This is a genomic window from Hydrobacter penzbergensis, assembly GCF_900106985.1.
GTDB classification, from domain to species: Bacteria; Bacteroidota; Bacteroidia; order Chitinophagales; family Chitinophagaceae; genus Sediminibacterium; species Sediminibacterium magnilacihabitans.
Window position 1 is genome coordinate 119,236 of sequence record NZ_FNNO01000007.1, and the last position, 15,069, is coordinate 134,304.

General features: G+C 46.9%; 13 protein-coding genes. 3 read left to right on the forward strand and 10 right to left on the reverse strand.

Annotated elements, in window-relative coordinates; translation table 11 throughout:
- Positions 1 to 65 precede the first annotated feature (65 nt).
- The 3 genes from BLU98_RS09325 to BLU98_RS09335 all read left to right on the forward strand — a co-directional run bounded on the left by BLU98_RS09325 (position 66) and on the right by BLU98_RS09335 (position 3,177).
- Positions 66 to 1,328, forward strand: a complete 1,263-nt coding sequence (locus tag BLU98_RS09325) for an adenylosuccinate synthase (RefSeq protein WP_092723757.1) — start codon at positions 66 to 68, stop codon at positions 1,326 to 1,328.
- 89 nt (positions 1,329 to 1,417) lie between these two features.
- On the forward strand, positions 1,418 to 1,870 hold the full coding sequence (locus BLU98_RS09330) for a hypothetical protein (RefSeq protein ID WP_092723758.1): 453 nt from the start codon (positions 1,418 to 1,420) through the stop codon (positions 1,868 to 1,870).
- 11 nt (positions 1,871 to 1,881) lie between these two features.
- On the forward strand, positions 1,882 to 3,177 hold the full coding sequence (locus tag BLU98_RS09335) for an anthranilate synthase component I family protein (RefSeq protein WP_257574855.1): 1,296 nt from the start codon (positions 1,882 to 1,884) through the stop codon (positions 3,175 to 3,177).
- Between the two features lie 4 nt (positions 3,178 to 3,181).
- On the opposite strand, the gene BLU98_RS09340 is transcribed toward BLU98_RS09335, so the two are convergent.
- The 10 genes from BLU98_RS09340 to pheT all read right to left on the reverse strand — a co-directional run bounded on the left by BLU98_RS09340 (position 3,182) and on the right by pheT (position 14,906).
- On the reverse strand, positions 3,182 to 3,733 hold the full coding sequence (locus BLU98_RS09340; RefSeq protein WP_092723760.1) for a GNAT family N-acetyltransferase: 552 nt from the start codon (positions 3,731 to 3,733) through the stop codon (positions 3,182 to 3,184).
- Positions 3,734 to 3,827: 94 nt separating this feature from the next.
- On the reverse strand, positions 3,828 to 6,626 hold the full coding sequence (locus BLU98_RS09345) for a TonB-dependent receptor (protein WP_092723761.1): 2,799 nt from the start codon (positions 6,624 to 6,626) through the stop codon (positions 3,828 to 3,830).
- Between the two features lie 216 nt (positions 6,627 to 6,842).
- A complete protein-coding gene (locus tag BLU98_RS09350; protein WP_092723762.1) occupies positions 6,843 to 7,904 on the reverse strand; it encodes a lytic transglycosylase domain-containing protein in 1,062 nt (353 codons plus the stop codon).
- A 19-nt stretch (positions 7,905 to 7,923) separates the two neighbouring features.
- The gene (gene gatA / locus BLU98_RS09355) at positions 7,924 to 9,363 is read right to left on the reverse strand and encodes an Asp-tRNA(Asn)/Glu-tRNA(Gln) amidotransferase subunit GatA (RefSeq protein ID WP_092723763.1); all 1,440 of its coding nucleotides are present in this window, start codon (positions 9,361 to 9,363) and stop codon (positions 7,924 to 7,926) included.
- Positions 9,364 to 9,402: 39 nt separating this feature from the next.
- Positions 9,403 to 9,660 (reverse strand): Sec-independent protein translocase subunit TatA/TatB, encoded by a 258-nt coding sequence (locus BLU98_RS09360; protein WP_257574857.1) that lies wholly within the window; start codon positions 9,658 to 9,660, stop codon positions 9,403 to 9,405.
- 89 nt (positions 9,661 to 9,749) lie between these two features.
- On the reverse strand, positions 9,750 to 10,100 hold the full coding sequence (rplS, locus tag BLU98_RS09365) for a 50S ribosomal protein L19 (protein ID WP_026768986.1): 351 nt from the start codon (positions 10,098 to 10,100) through the stop codon (positions 9,750 to 9,752).
- Between the two features lie 59 nt (positions 10,101 to 10,159).
- Complete coding sequence (gene rny, locus BLU98_RS09370) at positions 10,160 to 11,725, reverse strand: ribonuclease Y (protein ID WP_092723764.1); 1,566 nt, start codon at positions 11,723 to 11,725, stop codon at positions 10,160 to 10,162.
- Positions 11,726 to 11,829: 104 nt separating this feature from the next.
- Positions 11,830 to 12,129, reverse strand: coding sequence for a cell division protein ZapA (locus tag BLU98_RS09375; protein WP_092723765.1), 300 nt, complete (start codon positions 12,127 to 12,129; stop codon positions 11,830 to 11,832).
- A gap of 3 nt (positions 12,130 to 12,132) precedes the next feature.
- Positions 12,133 to 12,429: a hypothetical protein gene (locus tag BLU98_RS09380; RefSeq protein WP_092723766.1), complete on the reverse strand. Its 297-nt coding sequence runs from the start codon at positions 12,427 to 12,429 to the stop codon at positions 12,133 to 12,135.
- 38 nt (positions 12,430 to 12,467) lie between these two features.
- Complete coding sequence (gene pheT / locus BLU98_RS09385) at positions 12,468 to 14,906, reverse strand: phenylalanine--tRNA ligase subunit beta (RefSeq protein ID WP_092723767.1); 2,439 nt, start codon at positions 14,904 to 14,906, stop codon at positions 12,468 to 12,470.
- Between the last annotated feature and the right edge of the window lie 163 nt (positions 14,907 to 15,069).

Sequence of the window (15,069 nt, forward strand, 5' to 3'; positions counted from 1 at the left end):
TTTTCAGTTTTTTTAAAAAAAGCCCGCGCTACATCCTATTTTTGCCGCGATTTCAAAAGCTTATTATGGTAGATGTAATTTTAGGTTTGCAATGGGGAGATGAGGGCAAGGGAAAGATCGTTGATTATTTCGCCCCTCATTATGATATCATTGCCCGTTTCCAGGGTGGTCCGAATGCCGGGCACACTTTGTATGTAGATGGCAAGAAAATGGTGCTCCACCAGATACCCTCCGGTATTTTTCATCAGAACACCATCAACGTGATCGGGAATGGTGTAGTACTCGATCCTGTTACTTTGAAAAGAGAATGCGACGCCGTAGCGGCTTTTGGCATCGATGTAAAAAAGAATCTCTTCATTTCCGACAGGACCAACATCATCCTGCCTACCCACCGCGCTCTCGATAAAGCATCCGAACTTTCCAAAGGAGAAGCTAAGATCGGCTCTACTTTAAAAGGTATCGGCCCAGCGTATATGGATAAAACAGGAAGAAATGCTTTGCACGTGGGTGACCTGCTTGATAAAAGTTTTACCACCCAATACATTAAGCTGCGGCTTAAGCACCAGAAACTGCTCGATAATTTCCATTTCATGGAAGATATCTCTGCCTGGGAAGAAGAATTTTTCGAAGCGCTGGAATTCCTCAAGACACTTAAAGTGATCAATTGCGAATATTTCGTTAACAATAAAATTGCCGAGGGCAAGAAAGTATTGGCCGAAGGCGCACAGGGCAGCATGCTGGATATCGATTTCGGCACATTTCCCTTTGTTACTTCTTCTAATACGATTTCTGCCGGCGTTTGTACCGGTTTGGGCGTATCACCCAAACAGATCAACGAAGTATTGGGCGTAACAAAAGCTTATTGTACCAGGGTGGGCAGCGGACCATTCCCCACCGAACTGCATGATGCTACCGGTGAAGAGCTGCGCAAAATCGGTAATGAGTTTGGCGCTACCACCGGACGTCCCCGCCGCTGCGGATGGATCGATCTCGTAGCGCTCAAATATGCCTGCATGATCAACGGTGTTACACAAGTAATCATGACCAAAGCCGATGTGCTCGATTCATTCGAAGAACTAAAAGTATGTACTGCCTATAATATCAATGGTATAGAAACAAAAGAAGTGCCTTATCAATTGCCAAGGGTACAGGCCGAGCCCCAGTTACAAAGTTTCAAGGGCTGGCATTCCGATACTACCAAAGTAAAAGAAAGCGCGGCATTGCCCGATACCATGCATACGTATATTAACTTTATCAATCAATACATCGGCGCTCCGGTTAAATATGTTTCCAATGGACCCGGACGCGAACAAATCGTGCACATTTAAGGTCGGTTGGCACTGCATTTGTGAAAGAAAAAAAATATTTGGTTCATATCGATTTGCGTTGAAATTTTACGCAGTAATCTGATTGGTTTATGGCAGCAAAATCTGACAAGGACAAGAAACCCGCGGTACCCAAAAATGCTCCTGCAAAAAATGCGGATGAGAAACCGTCTTCCAAAAGCAAGAAGCAAACGGACGATGATGATGACGATATTGATGACGACGATGATATGGATGTAAAACCTGCGCCAGGTAAGAAAGCGTCCAAAGCCGCATCGAAAAAATCGAAGGACGAAGACGACGATGATGATTATGGAGATGAGCCCGAAGACGATTGGGACAAAGCAGAGGAAGACGACAATTGGGATCCTGACTTCGACGAATTCGATATTCCTAAAAGCAAGACCAAAAAAAGTGGCGGCGGCGGGAAGAAGAAAGGCGGAGAGGACGATGATGACTTCAAATTAGATGATGACTTCAAGGAATTCGACCTTTTCAATGATAAGAGTGGCGGATTCGACGACGATGAAGACGATGATTTCTAATCATCCTGCACGTGAATAGAACAACAGCTAAATTCACAGTACCCGATACTGCAATATTTAAAAAGCAAATGTTGAACTGGGCCAACCGATTCAACATTTGTTCTTTTCTGGATAACCACCAATACCATTCCAGCCATCATTCCGTTGAATGTCTTGTAGCTGTCGGCGCCGAAACTATCTTCAACCCAACGGAGAATATACTGCCTGCTTTCGCCGGTTTCCTGGCGCAACAGAAGGACTGGCTCTTTGGCCATATTTCCTACGATCTCAAGAGCGAAATAGAAGGCCTTCCATCTCATCACCCCGATTTCATCGGCTTTCCAACCCTGTTTTTTTACAGGCCGCAAACGGTTCTGCAACTGAGTGGTACAGCGCTAACCATTTCAAGCCTCAACGGTCATCCGGCCGATATATTCAACAGTATACAGTCTTGCGACCCGGTTCCGCCAGCATCAGATAATGCCAGTATTCAAACCAACGCCAGGATCAGCAAGGAAGACTACCTGTCTATCGTTAAACAATTGCAGCGGCATATCCTCAGGGGCGACTGTTATGAGATCAATTTCTGCCAGGAATTCTTTGCAGAACAGGTAACAGTATCTCCTTTGTCGCTCTACGCCCGCCTCACGGCCATGTCGCCTACCCCCTTTGCCTGCTTTTACAAACTCGAGGATCAATACTTGCTTTGCGCCAGTCCCGAACGGTACTTGCAGAAAAAGGGAAACACCCTTATCTCCCAGCCCATCAAAGGAACAATAAAAAGAGATTTGTTAAATGAGGAGGCAGATAAGCAATTGATCGCCCGGTTACAGCAAAGCGAAAAAGACCGCAGCGAAAACGTGATGGTGGTTGACCTGGTGCGCAACGACCTGAGCCGGGTTTGTAAAGAGGGAACCGTGGAAGTGGAAGAGCTCTTCGGTGTCTATAGTTTTCCGCAGGTACACCAGATGATCTCTACCATCAAGGGAGAACTCAAAGAAGGAATAAACCTCGCCGATGTATTGAAAGCCAGCTTTCCCATGGGTAGCATGACAGGCGCACCCAAAAGAAGGGTGTTGGAACTGATCGAGCAGTTTGAAAGAACTAAAAGAGGTTTGTATTCAGGTGCTGTTGGCTATATAGACCCCGAAGGCAATTACGATTTCAACGTAGTAATCAGGAGTCTTTTTTACAATGCCACAACCCGTTACCTCAATTACCAGGTAGGTGGTGGCATCACCTTCTACAGCGATGCTGAAAAGGAATACGAGGAGTGTTTATTGAAAGCATCTGCCATACAGCAAGTGCTCAATGGGCAAGATCGCTAAGCAACTACTTCCAGTCCCACAACACAATATCCCAAACCATACCGCCGTAATTCAGCGTGTCCAGCACCTGGAAACCCGTTTTGAGGTGTGCTTTCAACGAACGTGCATTTTCCTGGGCGATATCGGTGAGGCAATAATCAAATTCTCCCGACAAAACTTCCCTGAAATGCCGGTATAACTGCTGCACCAGTCCCATACCACGATACCCTTTTGCTACACATAGCTGGCCTACCACTACATAGCGGGCATCCTTCAACGAAACATCTTTATACCTCTTTTGATCGATGGTATGAAACAGATCGGCCAGCAGATCATGATCTTTGCCTACCGATTTTACAGCCACCAGGGCATAACCCACTACCCGGTCGCCGTCTTTTGCAATCACCGAGGGACTCGCCCGGTGCATGGCTTCCAGAAATGCAAGCGTATATTCAGCCGTAACAAAACCTTCGCTGCCTGCTTCCCCGGCCGATACATTTTTTTTCAGGTTCTCTTGCTGCAACTGCAATATTCCCTGCAGTTCAACCATTTCCGTTACCCTTTTGATCTTTATCATCTGTGTACAATATGGAACGAAGTTATCGCATTAAAAAGGCACTTATGTCGCGGTGACATAAGTGCCTGTATGTTTATTGTTATTGAAACCCAGTCTAAAACTTAATAGTTACGGAAGCATTGAAAATGGTTCCCAATTGGCTGAACTGTGATCCATTGTATCCCAGGATTCGGTAGCGGCCACTGAAAGCCAGGAATCCTTCCAGCAAGCTTTTGTCGGCAGGACTTTTCAAAGTGCTCTTGGCAGCCGCATAGTTCGGATCAGATGCATTACCGGTCAACTGCAACTCCCATTTGGGCAACACGTTGAATAGGTTGTTAACGGTAACAGAAGCCGATACTTTGCTGCTAATATCATATCCGATATTCAGGTCAGTCACAACATTTGTTTTGAAAACCTGCTTGATATTATTCATAATATCACCGCCGTTATCCAGGTCCTGGAATTTGGTAGGTCCGAATACTGTGTTGTTGAGATTAAAGCTCCATTTTTTTACATGGTAGTCCACACCAACTACTGTCTTGAATTTAGGCCGGCTCTCTGTAAGCAAAGATTTGATCTGCGCACTGAGAATAGTACCTCCATCGGCCTTGATGGCAGCCGGATCGTTAGGCGTACCAACGATCTCGTTACTGAGTGTTACGTTACCCGCCAGGTTAAAGCCCAGCTTGCCGGCGCCCAGTGCCACGTTGCGATAATTGGCTACATAATCAATTCCTCGGGTCTTGGTTTCGATACCATTGATGAAGAATTGTATTTGTACAATACCTGCCTGTTGCAATATCTGCCCAAGTGTGCTGTTGGGATTATTGGAAGAGATGGCGGAACTGTAAACGATCCTGTCTTTGATGGTAATATCATAATAGTCTACTGTGATATTGAAATTTTTATTGGGTGTAATGCCAATACCGATGGTGTAGTTATTTGATTTTTCCGGTTTTAGTTTGGGTACACCCAACAGGAACGCTTGCTGGCTATAGTTATTGAACAATCCGGATAACTGGATGGTACCGGCTACGAAAGAGGCTTGTGTAGACTGGTCATAGATCTGGTGCAATGTAGGCGCCCTGAATCCCGTAGAAGCCGATCCCCTGATCACAAAACGGTCATCGGCCAGTTTGTAACGGGAAGACAATTTCCACACAAATGCATCTCCGAAATCGCTATAGTGCTCTGCACGGATGGCGCCATCCACCAAAAAGTCTTTGGTAATATCCCAACTGGCGTCTGTATAAGCGCCGAAGTTAAAGCGGCTGTTGGTAGTGGCATTTTCTGTACGTATACCCGGGAAAGAATTGGCGCCCTGTCCGGAATAAGAAGCCGTATCGCCTGCAATGATCTTATAGGTTTCCATCCTAATCTCGGAACCGAATGCCAGGCTGAAGTTATCGGTAATGGATTTGGAAATATCGTAGTTACCTACAATATGCGAGAACCGGAAACCACCAGGCCTGAATGAAGTAGGACTTTTCGATTTCAAGCTATGGTTTACCGTATTGTCAACACTGTACAATTGTTGGTTGCCGCCTATTGTTAAGCTAACATCCTGTTTCCATCCGTTCTTTTCATCCTTCACTCCTAGGGTTGCATTGTAATCTACGAGTTGACCTTCAAATGTAGGCTGATAGCCGATGTATCCTTTGTACAAAGCGATCGATGCTGGATCGGTGCTTCCGGTATAATCAACCCCGTTCGGGTTGGGTGTATGCAGTAATCCGTAATCTTTTTTCCAATAAGGCGTTCTGTAGTTCGCATTACTTAAAACTCTTTTTACAACCAGTGCGGCATTACTGTAAAACTCGCCGCCGTTTTCTCCTAAGGGTACGCCGAGGTTAACAAGGAATTTGGCAGCGCTGGCATCACCGGTACCGTTTGTATTGTTAGCGTTAGGATATACTTTCAGGTAATCTACAATTGGTTTATTGGCAGGATCGGTCAGTGGTAATGTAGGATCTCCGAAAGTGGCTACTTCAGTAGGCACATCAATGATGCCGGAACGAACGGCGTTTTCCTGCCGGCTGAAATCAACCGTATAATTCAGGAAACCATTTTTGGCAATATTGGAACCGCTGTTATACGATACGCCATAAGTAGCGCCGTCCCCTTTGTGTGTAATACCCGAATTCACTGTCAAGGAACTATACTGGTATCTGTCTTTCAAAATAATATTCATTACCCCCGCAATGGCATCTGATCCATATTGCGCAGAAGCCCCATCTCTTAATATCTCCACTCTTTTGATGGCATCAGTGGGAATGGCCGACAGGTCTGCGCCGGTCTCACCACGTCCCGGTGCAAACTGAACATACAACAGTGAACTCAGGTTCTTTCTTTTACCATTGATCAGGATAAGCGTACGGCTGGGTCCCAGGTTCCTGATCTCATAAGGATCCAGCAAGGTGGTTGCATCGTTCACCGGTGTGTTCACGGAGTTGAATGAAGGTACCCGGTACATCAGGCTCTTATCAAAGCTGACCTGTCCGGTGGTTTTCAAAGCGCTGGCATCGAAATTATCAACCGGCAACGGCGTGGTTGCGGCCGAACGGGGCAATGCACGGCTACCTACCACTACGATGCCTTCCAAACTGGTGGTACCTTCTTTCATTACAATGGAAAGTGCACCTGTTGTAGCCGTAATGGTTTGGACTTCTGTCAGGTAACCAACATAGGAAATTTCGAGAATGGCTTTGGCTCCGGGAATGGTAAGACTGAATTTTCCATTTTGGTCGGTCAGGGTACCCCGGCTGGTATTTTTGACCTTTACAGAAACTCCCGCAAGGGGATTGTGTGAGGCATCTGTTACAACACCTGAAGCAGTAAATTGTGCCAGCATGACCATTGGCATTGCACAAAACAATGCCAGGATGAAGATTTTGGTTAATGGGTCTCTCATGTAGTACGTTTTAGATTTAAAAAAAAGCTGCACCTGAAAGAGTAAACTCGGTCCCGGCACAGCTGATTCTTAGAAAAATAAAAAGCGTATCTAAGAATTCGAAATATTATTAATTAATATTCAATTAAAGAGAGTTTAAAACAACCACTTTTAAATATTTTCTAATCTATTTGCCGTTACTGCTTTTCTCAAGCTATTTCCGGGCTAATACACGACTTATCCTGCATTCAGGTTTCCCTGTAATAACAGTTTGAGTGATTCCATGAGTAATTGTCCTTTGATTGCTTCAAAAACCGGGAGTTTGTCTTTCGGAAGGCGGAGGCTGTATTTTTTTCCTGCTGAAAGGGTTTTATCGAAACCGGGGTTCCATTTATGGAATTGTACCGCGTCGAGGGAGAGTTGTTGTACCAGTACAGAAGAACGGTATCGTCCGCTTACTTCCACTATAGCACTGCCTGCCAGTTCATCGGTACTTAATGCTACTTCCTGCGTACGGAGCATGGCCTCTTTTTGTACTTCTGTTTCGCTGGCCGTCATGGTGGTGAGGCCACCGCTGCCTTCAAATATATAATGGGTGCCGATGAATTTTTTAACGTGGTTTCGCGTCTCTTCCGGCAGGTAATATTGCAGGTTCCAGAAATCACGGCTGCCTGCTTTTCGTATCGCCTGCCTCACCCTGCCGCTGCCACCATTGTAAGCAGCTACCACCAGCAGCCAGTCGCCAAACTCATCATACAACTCTTTCATGAGCTTGGCAGCCACATGGGTGCTCTTATAATAATCCATCCGTTCATCGCCCCTGCCACCTACCCGCAGGCCAAAACGTTTTGCCTCATAATCCATCAGTTGCCAGGGACCTACGGCGCCTGCCCAGGATACCAGCCCGGAATTAAGGTGACTTTCGATCACGCTCAGGTATTTCATCTCCCTGGGCAAACCATATTGGTCCAGGATATTATCGTACAGGTCGAAATACGGACGGCCCCAGCCTTTCATTCGCTCCAGCTCTTTGCCTTGTTTTCTGATATATTCTTCCACGAAAGAAACAGCCCGCGGATTCAACTGGGCCGCATAGGGCTTGGTAGCATCGAAATGATCGTTTTTGAAAAGACTCTTGAAACCATACTTGCCGTCAATGGTGGAATCACTCAAGGGTTTATCAGCGTACGCGTTGGTAAACGACAGAGTGGTCATTCCACCCATTATGAAAGCAAAAGCCACCAGGGTGAGCCTGGAAACAGCAATGGGACAATGAAGACTGATCCCGAACCAACGCATGAATACGATTTTTGGGCTTTTACTGCAAAGACATCATGTCTTTCGAAATACGCAGCAAAGATACCTCATCGAAATGAGAAGCCATGACCTGCAGGCCGAAGGGCATGCCGTTGGAGTGTTTGAAAAGGGGAATGGATATGCCCGGAATACCCACCAGGTTGGCAAATACAGTATAGATATCGGCGAGGAACATTTCCACCGGATCGTGGCTCATTTCGCCAAATTTGAAAGCCGGCGAAGGAACCGTAGGGGAAATCAGTGCATCGTATTGCGAGAAAATAGCTTTTGTTCTGTCGCTCAATATTCGCCTTACTTGTTGCGCCTTGGTGAAATAAGCGTCGAAATATCCGGCACTCAGTACAAAACTACCCAGCATAATACGGCGTTGCACTTCCTTACCGAAACCCTGGCTGCGGGTAGCTTTATACAAGGCGGTAAGGTCCATATCCTGACAGGGAGCACGGTAACCATATTTTACGCCATCGTACCTCGAAAGGTTGCTGGAGGCTTCGGCAGTGGTGAGCACATAATAAGCAGGCACCACATATTCCAGCAATTCAAAATCAACTGCTTCAACAGTATGCCCGGCATCGGACAGTTTTTTTATATAGGCTTCCGTTGCCGCTTTGATCTCGGGGTCGAGCCCGGGATGTTCCAGTGCTTCCCTGAAATATGCCAGTTTGTACTGTGGTTTATCTGAAACTGTTTCCAGTGCCTGCGTATAAGCAGGAACCGGCTGTTCAGAAACCGTGCTGTCGAATGCATCTGCACCGGCAATTACTTCCAGCGTGAGGGCTGCATCTTCAATGGAGCCAGCAAAAATACCTATCTGGTCAAACGAAGAAGCATAAGCGATCAGTCCGTAACGGGAAATCCTTCCATAAGTAGGTTTGAGGCCGATGATCCCACAGAAATCTGCCGGTTGTCGAACAGAACCTCCGGTATCGCTACCCAGGCTCACCATACAAAGACCCGCCTGTACTGCTACAGCCGATCCGCCCGATGATCCACCCGGTACTCTTGTTGTATCAAGCGCGTTCTTTACCACACCGAAAGCAGAGTTTTCATTGCTGCTACCCATTGCAAATTCATCGCAGTTATGACGGCCGATAATGATGGCGCCGGCATCCAATAATTTTTCTACGGCAGTAGCATGGTAAATGGCATGAAAGCCATCCAGTATACGTGATGCAGCTGAAACAACATGGCCTTTGTAACACAACACATCTTTCAATCCTACCACTACTCCATGAAGCGCACCAAAAGTTCCACCTGCTGTGCGCTGCGCATCAAGTGCTGCGGCCCTTTCAAGGGCTTCTTCTTCGTACACTTCCAGGTATGCATTCAGTGAGGCTGTTGCACGGATAGCATCTACATAAAAACGAACGGCCTCCACACAGGTGGTTTGGCCGTTCTGTAATGCCTTATGGTAGTCTTTGATTGTGCTGAAACGAAACAAAGGCCAGAATACTTTTTAGAGAGAAAATAATGAAGATGGTTAGTTGCTGGCAGGAGTCTCAGGATGATCCTTTTCTTTCATACCTTCTTCCAGTTCTTTCTTCACATTGTTCTTAGCATCATTGAATTCACGAATGCCTTTACCAAGGCCACGCATAAATTCAGGAATTTTTCTGCCACCAAATAAAACGAGTACAACAACCGCGATCAATAAGATCTCTTGGAATCCGAGATTACCCATAAAATAAATGTTTTTGAGGACACCAAAGGTAAGACTAAAACAATAGCTCACCTCCATAAAATTTAATTATCCTTCCTAAGACTTAACAAAAAAGCGGAAGTTTAGTTTTACCTAGCCTTCCGCTTTGCAATATTTTCCTAAAAATACTAGAAACGTTTTTCTTTGATACGGGCGCTCTTACCACTTCTCTCACGGAGGTAGAACAGTTTCGCGCGGCGAACCTTACCGGTTTTGTTCAACACGATAGAATCGATATTGGGTGACAACAGGGGGAACAAACGCTCCACACCTACACCGTCAGATATCTTACGAACGGTGAAAGTAGCCGTAGCTCCCTGGCCCTGTAATTTGATCACATCGCCACGGAAATCCTGGATACGCTCTTTACCACCTTCGATAATCTTATATTTAACGGTCACATTATCACCGGCTTTGAACTTCGGGTGCTCTTTTTTAGCTGTCAACTGGTCGTGTACAAACTGAACTGCTGCGTTCATAACTTTAAATTTTAACGGACGGCAAAGGTAAGGGGTGTAGCGTAGAATCCCAAATAAATTTACCTCGCTACGTTCACTGCCCTTTTCTCCCTGATAACAGTCACTTTGATCTGCCCCGGATAGGTCATTTCGGTCTGTATTTTCTGGGCTATTTCGAAGCTGAGCTTGTCGCTGTCGGTATCAGATACTTTTTCTGCTTCCACGATCACCCGCAGTTCCCTGCCGGCCTGGATAGCATAGGCTTTTTCCACACCAGGATAAGCCAGGGCCAGGTTTTCAAGGTCTTTAATACGCTGGAGGTATTGCTGCATGATCTCGCGGCGGGCACCGGGACGGGCGCCGCTGATGGCATCACAAGCCTGTACAATGGGTGAGATCACATATTGCATTTCCATCTCATCGTGGTGGGCGCCGATCGCGTTCACCACAGCGGGGTTCTCTCCATATTTTTCGGCCAGCTTGGCCCCCAACAGGGCATGGCTCAATTCGGTTTCCTCATCGGGCACTTTACCTATATCGTGCAAAAGACCTGCGCGCTTGGCCAGCTTGGGGTTCATACCCAGCTCCGAAGCCATGATGGCGCACAAATTGGCGGTCTCACGGCTGTGCATGAGCAGGTTTTGTCCGTATGAAGACCTGAAACGCATTTTACCTACTATACGCACCAGTTCCTTATGCAATCCATGAATACCCATTTCAATAACGGTGCGCTCTCCTATTTCCATTACCTGCTCTTCCAACTGGCGGCGGGTCTTTTCTACTACTTCCTCAATACGGGCAGGGTGGATACGGCCATCCGCTACCAGTCTTTGCAAGCTCAAACGGGCAATCTCCCTTCTCAATGGATCGAAAGAAGAAAGTACAATGGCTTCGGGGGTATCGTCCACAATCAGGTCAACACCCGTTGCCGCTTCAATGGCGCGGATATTACGACCCTCACGGCCAATGATCTGGCCCTTGATCTCATCGGTTTCCAGGTTGAAAACGGTAACGGTATTTTCAATGGTTTGCTCGGCAGCCGTACGCTGGATCGATTGTATCACAATCTTACGGGCCTCCTTATTGGCTTTCTGCTTGGCGTCTTCAATGATCTCCTGCTGCAAAGCCAGGGCGCGTGTATGCGCTTCCTGTTTCAGGCTTTCTACCAACTGCGCACGCGCTTCGTCGGCGCTCAGTCCGGCTATTTTTTCCAGCCGGCGGATATGTTCTTCCTGGTGTTTTTCCAGTTCGGTACGCTTAAGGTTCACCACCTCGATCTGGCGGTTCAGGTTTTCCTTGATGGCCTCATTCTCCTTCATCTGCTTGTCCAGCGCCGCTTCTTTCTGGTTGATCGTGATCTCTTTCTGCTTGGCGCGGTTTTCCGACTCACCTATCTTGCGGTTACGCTCCAATACCTCTTTATCGTGCTCTGCCTTGAGTTGCACAAAACGTTCTTTGGCTTCGAGCTGTTTTTCTTTTTTGATGGTCTCGGCCCTGAGTTCGGCCTCTTTGACGATGTTTTTGGCCTGGATTTCGGCTTCTTCTACTTTTTTCTGGGTGTTTTTGGCGAAAATCAGCTTACCCGCTATAAGGCCTACGATCAAAGCAACAACTCCAATAATTATCGAGACAACTGTCTGGTCCATGTTTCTGGCGATTTTTAAAATGGTTCACAATCCTGTTGTGTTTATCACATCTCATTTTCCAGCAATAAGTAAATGATAGACGGCGAAGATAAGTAAGATGTGCCTTAAATCTGGTTTTCAGAGAGGGCTTTATCCAGCATTTTTTCGAGGGATGATAGTCCGGCAGCCGCTTCACCCCATTTTACCAGGTCCATGCCCGACTGGTTCTGTTCGGTAGCGAACCACAGCAGCACCATGGCTACATAGTCCTGCATGTCTTTCCCGGCAAGGTTGCTGCGGAATTCGGCTATCTTATCGTTGATGAGGGCCGCTGTTTTACGAACAGCTTCTTCGTCCTCCGACTGGATACGAAGCCGGTAACTGCGGTCGGCAATGACAATATTTACGGGGATCAGTTCTGACATGGCTTAAGCATTCAGTAAAGCAAGACATTTATCGATCTCTTTCAGGTAGCCGTCGATCCTTTTTTCCAGCGTCGCTTTATCCTCCTCACTGCGTGATGATGATGAGCCACCGCCCAGTTTCAAAGCATCTATCTGCTGTTGCAGCAACATAGCAAGGTCTTCTTTTTCCTGGCTCAATTGCGTTGCCCTGTCTATCTCTCTTCTCAGGCGATGGTTCTCTTTCTGCAATAGTTGCTGCTGTCGCAACAACTGATGCAACTTCTCCTGTATGTTTTTAATCTGTGACTCAAGATCAACCATCTCTCTAAGTTACTTCCAAATAATCGGGTTGGGTAGTTTTATTTTCTAATTTCAGCGCCCAATTCTTTCTCCAAACCTTGTACCAGTTTTGCTACCATCGCATCCACTTCTTTATCGGTCAGCGTTTTTTCATCGTCCATGAAAGTAAAACTGATGGCTACCGACTTTTTCCCGGCGCCCAGTTTGTCGCTCTCAAACACATCGAAGAGCTGCATGTTTTTCAGTCTCGGCAGCTTCAGCTTGTGCACTACTGCTTCCATCGCTTCGTAAGAAGTAACGCTGTCTACCACCATGGCGAGATCGCGGTGCATGGCAGGGAACTTGTTCACCTCCTTATACACGATCTTTTGCTTACCAGCTGCTTTCAATAAAGCGGTTAACTGTATATCGATGAAATACACATCCTGGCGAAGATCAAAAGCCTGCAACTTCTTCCTGCTCACTTCTTCCAGCGTACCCAGCAATTGTTTTCCGTGATAAAACTCCAGCAACAACACTCCTTCATCGGGCCTGGTAAAACGCAGATCGGTTAGCCCGCAAAGCGCCGTCAGCGCCGATACCACTCCTTTCGCAGCATACAGGTCGAGCTGTGAAGCCCTGGCCCGCCAACCATCTTCGCCCTGCTTACCGGTCAGGTAAAGACAAAGATGTTCCGGCTCCTGGTAAACGCCCGCTGCATCTACCGCATAAGTCTTGCCAAACTCGAATAAACGCAGGTGGTTATTTTTTCTGTTGATATTATACGCAATAGTTTCCAAACCTGTTTCCAACATGGAAGGTCGCAGCACATCCAGTTCGGCGCTCAGGTTGTTTATCATTTTCACCGTGGTAGCCAGGGTAGCTTCATCGAAATACTTGCTGCTGGTAATGGAATTGGTAAGGATCTCCGCAAAGCCTTGTCCCACCAGGTAATTGGCCATCTTGTCTTTCCAGGCTTCTTTTGCACCCAGGGCATCCACAGCCGGACTGATCGTGATCGATGAAGGAATGGCGATATTGTCCAGTCCGTCTATCCGCACAATTTCTTCCACAATATCAGCAGGTATGCTGATATCCGGCTTGCTGTAAGGAACAGCTACCAGCAATTCATCCAACCCTTCTTTCACAATCTCGAAACCCAGGGCGGTGAGTATTCTTTTTACTTTATCGGGATGATAATTTTTACCGCTCAGTTTTTTCAGGTAATGATTCTTCAGCGCCACTTCTGTTTTGGGCAAAGGCTGAGGATATACATCTACGATATCACTCGCTATTTGTCCGCCTGCTATTTCTTTGATCATCAAAGCCGCTCTTTTCAGCACATTCACCGTATTGGAGATATCTACCCCTTTTTCAAAACGGGTAGCGGCATCGGTTCGCAAACCATGCCGCACCGATGTTTTGCGGATACTAACGGGATTGAACCAGGCGCTTTCCAGGAAAATAGCCCGTGTATTTTCTTTGACGCCGCTTTTTAAACCACCAAAAACACCGGCGATACACATACCTTCCCGGGCATTGCAAATCATCAAATCATCAGCGCCCAGCTTGCGTTCTTTTTCATCCAGTGTGGTGAAGGCAGTGCCCTCGGGCAGGTTTTTAACGATCACGGTATTACCAATGATCGCCGCTGCATCAAAAGCATGCAGTGGCTGGCCTGTTTCATGAAGAATGAAATTCGTGATGTCCACGATATTGTTGATGGGTCGCTGTCCAATGGAAACCAGTTTATCTTTTAACCATTGCGGTGACTCTTTCACGATAACGCCGGTAATACTCACACCAGCATAACGGCGGCAGCTCTCTGTATTTTCAATCTCCACCTTGATGGGAAGTGATTGGTTATCTGCTTTCCAGGTATCTGTGAAGGGGCTCACCGGCCTTACTTCGCGGTGATGATGGCTGAGATAGGCGCAAACATCTTTCGCCACACCAAAATGGCTCATGGCATCCATGCGGTTGGGGGTGAGGCCTATTTCGTAAACCCAGTCGCTGTAGGGCTTGAAATAATCAGCAGCAGGCATGCCTGGTACCAGGTTCTCAGGCAACACCAGGATACCATCGTGACTGGTTCCCAGCCCGATCTCATCTTCGGCACAGATCATACCGTAGCTTTCCACTCCCCTGATCTTGGCTACCCGCATGGTCAGCGGCTCTCCAGTCGCTGGGTAAATGGTAGTACCCACGGTAGCCACTACCACTTTCTGGCCTGCCGCCACATTTGCAGCGCCACAAACAATCTGTAAAGGGGCAGGTTCACCGGTATTTACAGTGGTAATTTTTAGCTTATCGGCATTCGGATGGGGTTCACAGGTAAGCACTTCGCCAATAACCAGCCCCTGGAGGCCGCCTTTGACGCGCTCATGGCGCTCCATGCTTTCTACTTCCAGTCCAATCGAAGTCAGGATCTTCGCTAATTTCTCAGGTGCCAGTATCTCTGCCATACCCACCTCAGAGATAGGCAGGTATTCACTCAGCCAGTTGTAACTAATCGTCATATTGCTCGCTCTTTTCGGGCGTCAAAAATAGGTAAATAGGCTGTCTTCTCAATTACGGTTTTTCAGGATCATTAGGCCCGTTTTTTGTATAAATCTTTACGCACATACCCCTGTGCATTTCCCATCCATAGTGTCGGAAAACTTTTGATTTTGGTGGATAACC

Bases quoted from the DNA above. Each gene is read 5' to 3' on its own strand.
- BLU98_RS09325 (WP_092723757.1), top strand. From the start codon at position 66: ATGGTAGATGTAATTTTAGGTTTGCAATGGGGAGATGAGGGCAAGGGA.
- BLU98_RS09345 (WP_092723761.1), bottom strand. From the start codon at position 6,626: ATGAGAGACCCATTAACCAAAATCTTCATCCTGGCATTGTTTTGTGCA.
- BLU98_RS09360 (WP_257574857.1), bottom strand. From the start codon at position 9,660: ATGGAGGTGAGCTATTGTTTTAGTCTTACCTTTGGTGTCCTCAAAAAC.
- BLU98_RS09340 (WP_092723760.1), bottom strand. From the start codon at position 3,733: ATGATAAAGATCAAAAGGGTAACGGAAATGGTTGAACTGCAGGGAATA.
- pheT (WP_092723767.1), bottom strand. From the start codon at position 14,906: ATGACGATTAGTTACAACTGGCTGAGTGAATACCTGCCTATCTCTGAG.
- BLU98_RS09380 (WP_092723766.1), bottom strand. From the start codon at position 12,429: ATGGTTGATCTTGAGTCACAGATTAAAAACATACAGGAGAAGTTGCAT.
- rny (WP_092723764.1), bottom strand. From the start codon at position 11,725: ATGGACCAGACAGTTGTCTCGATAATTATTGGAGTTGTTGCTTTGATC.
- BLU98_RS09350 (WP_092723762.1), bottom strand. From the start codon at position 7,904: ATGCGTTGGTTCGGGATCAGTCTTCATTGTCCCATTGCTGTTTCCAGG.
- BLU98_RS09330 (WP_092723758.1), top strand. From the start codon at position 1,418: ATGGCAGCAAAATCTGACAAGGACAAGAAACCCGCGGTACCCAAAAAT.
- BLU98_RS09375 (WP_092723765.1), bottom strand. From the start codon at position 12,129: ATGTCAGAACTGATCCCCGTAAATATTGTCATTGCCGACCGCAGTTAC.
- rplS (WP_026768986.1), bottom strand. From the start codon at position 10,100: ATGAACGCAGCAGTTCAGTTTGTACACGACCAGTTGACAGCTAAAAAA.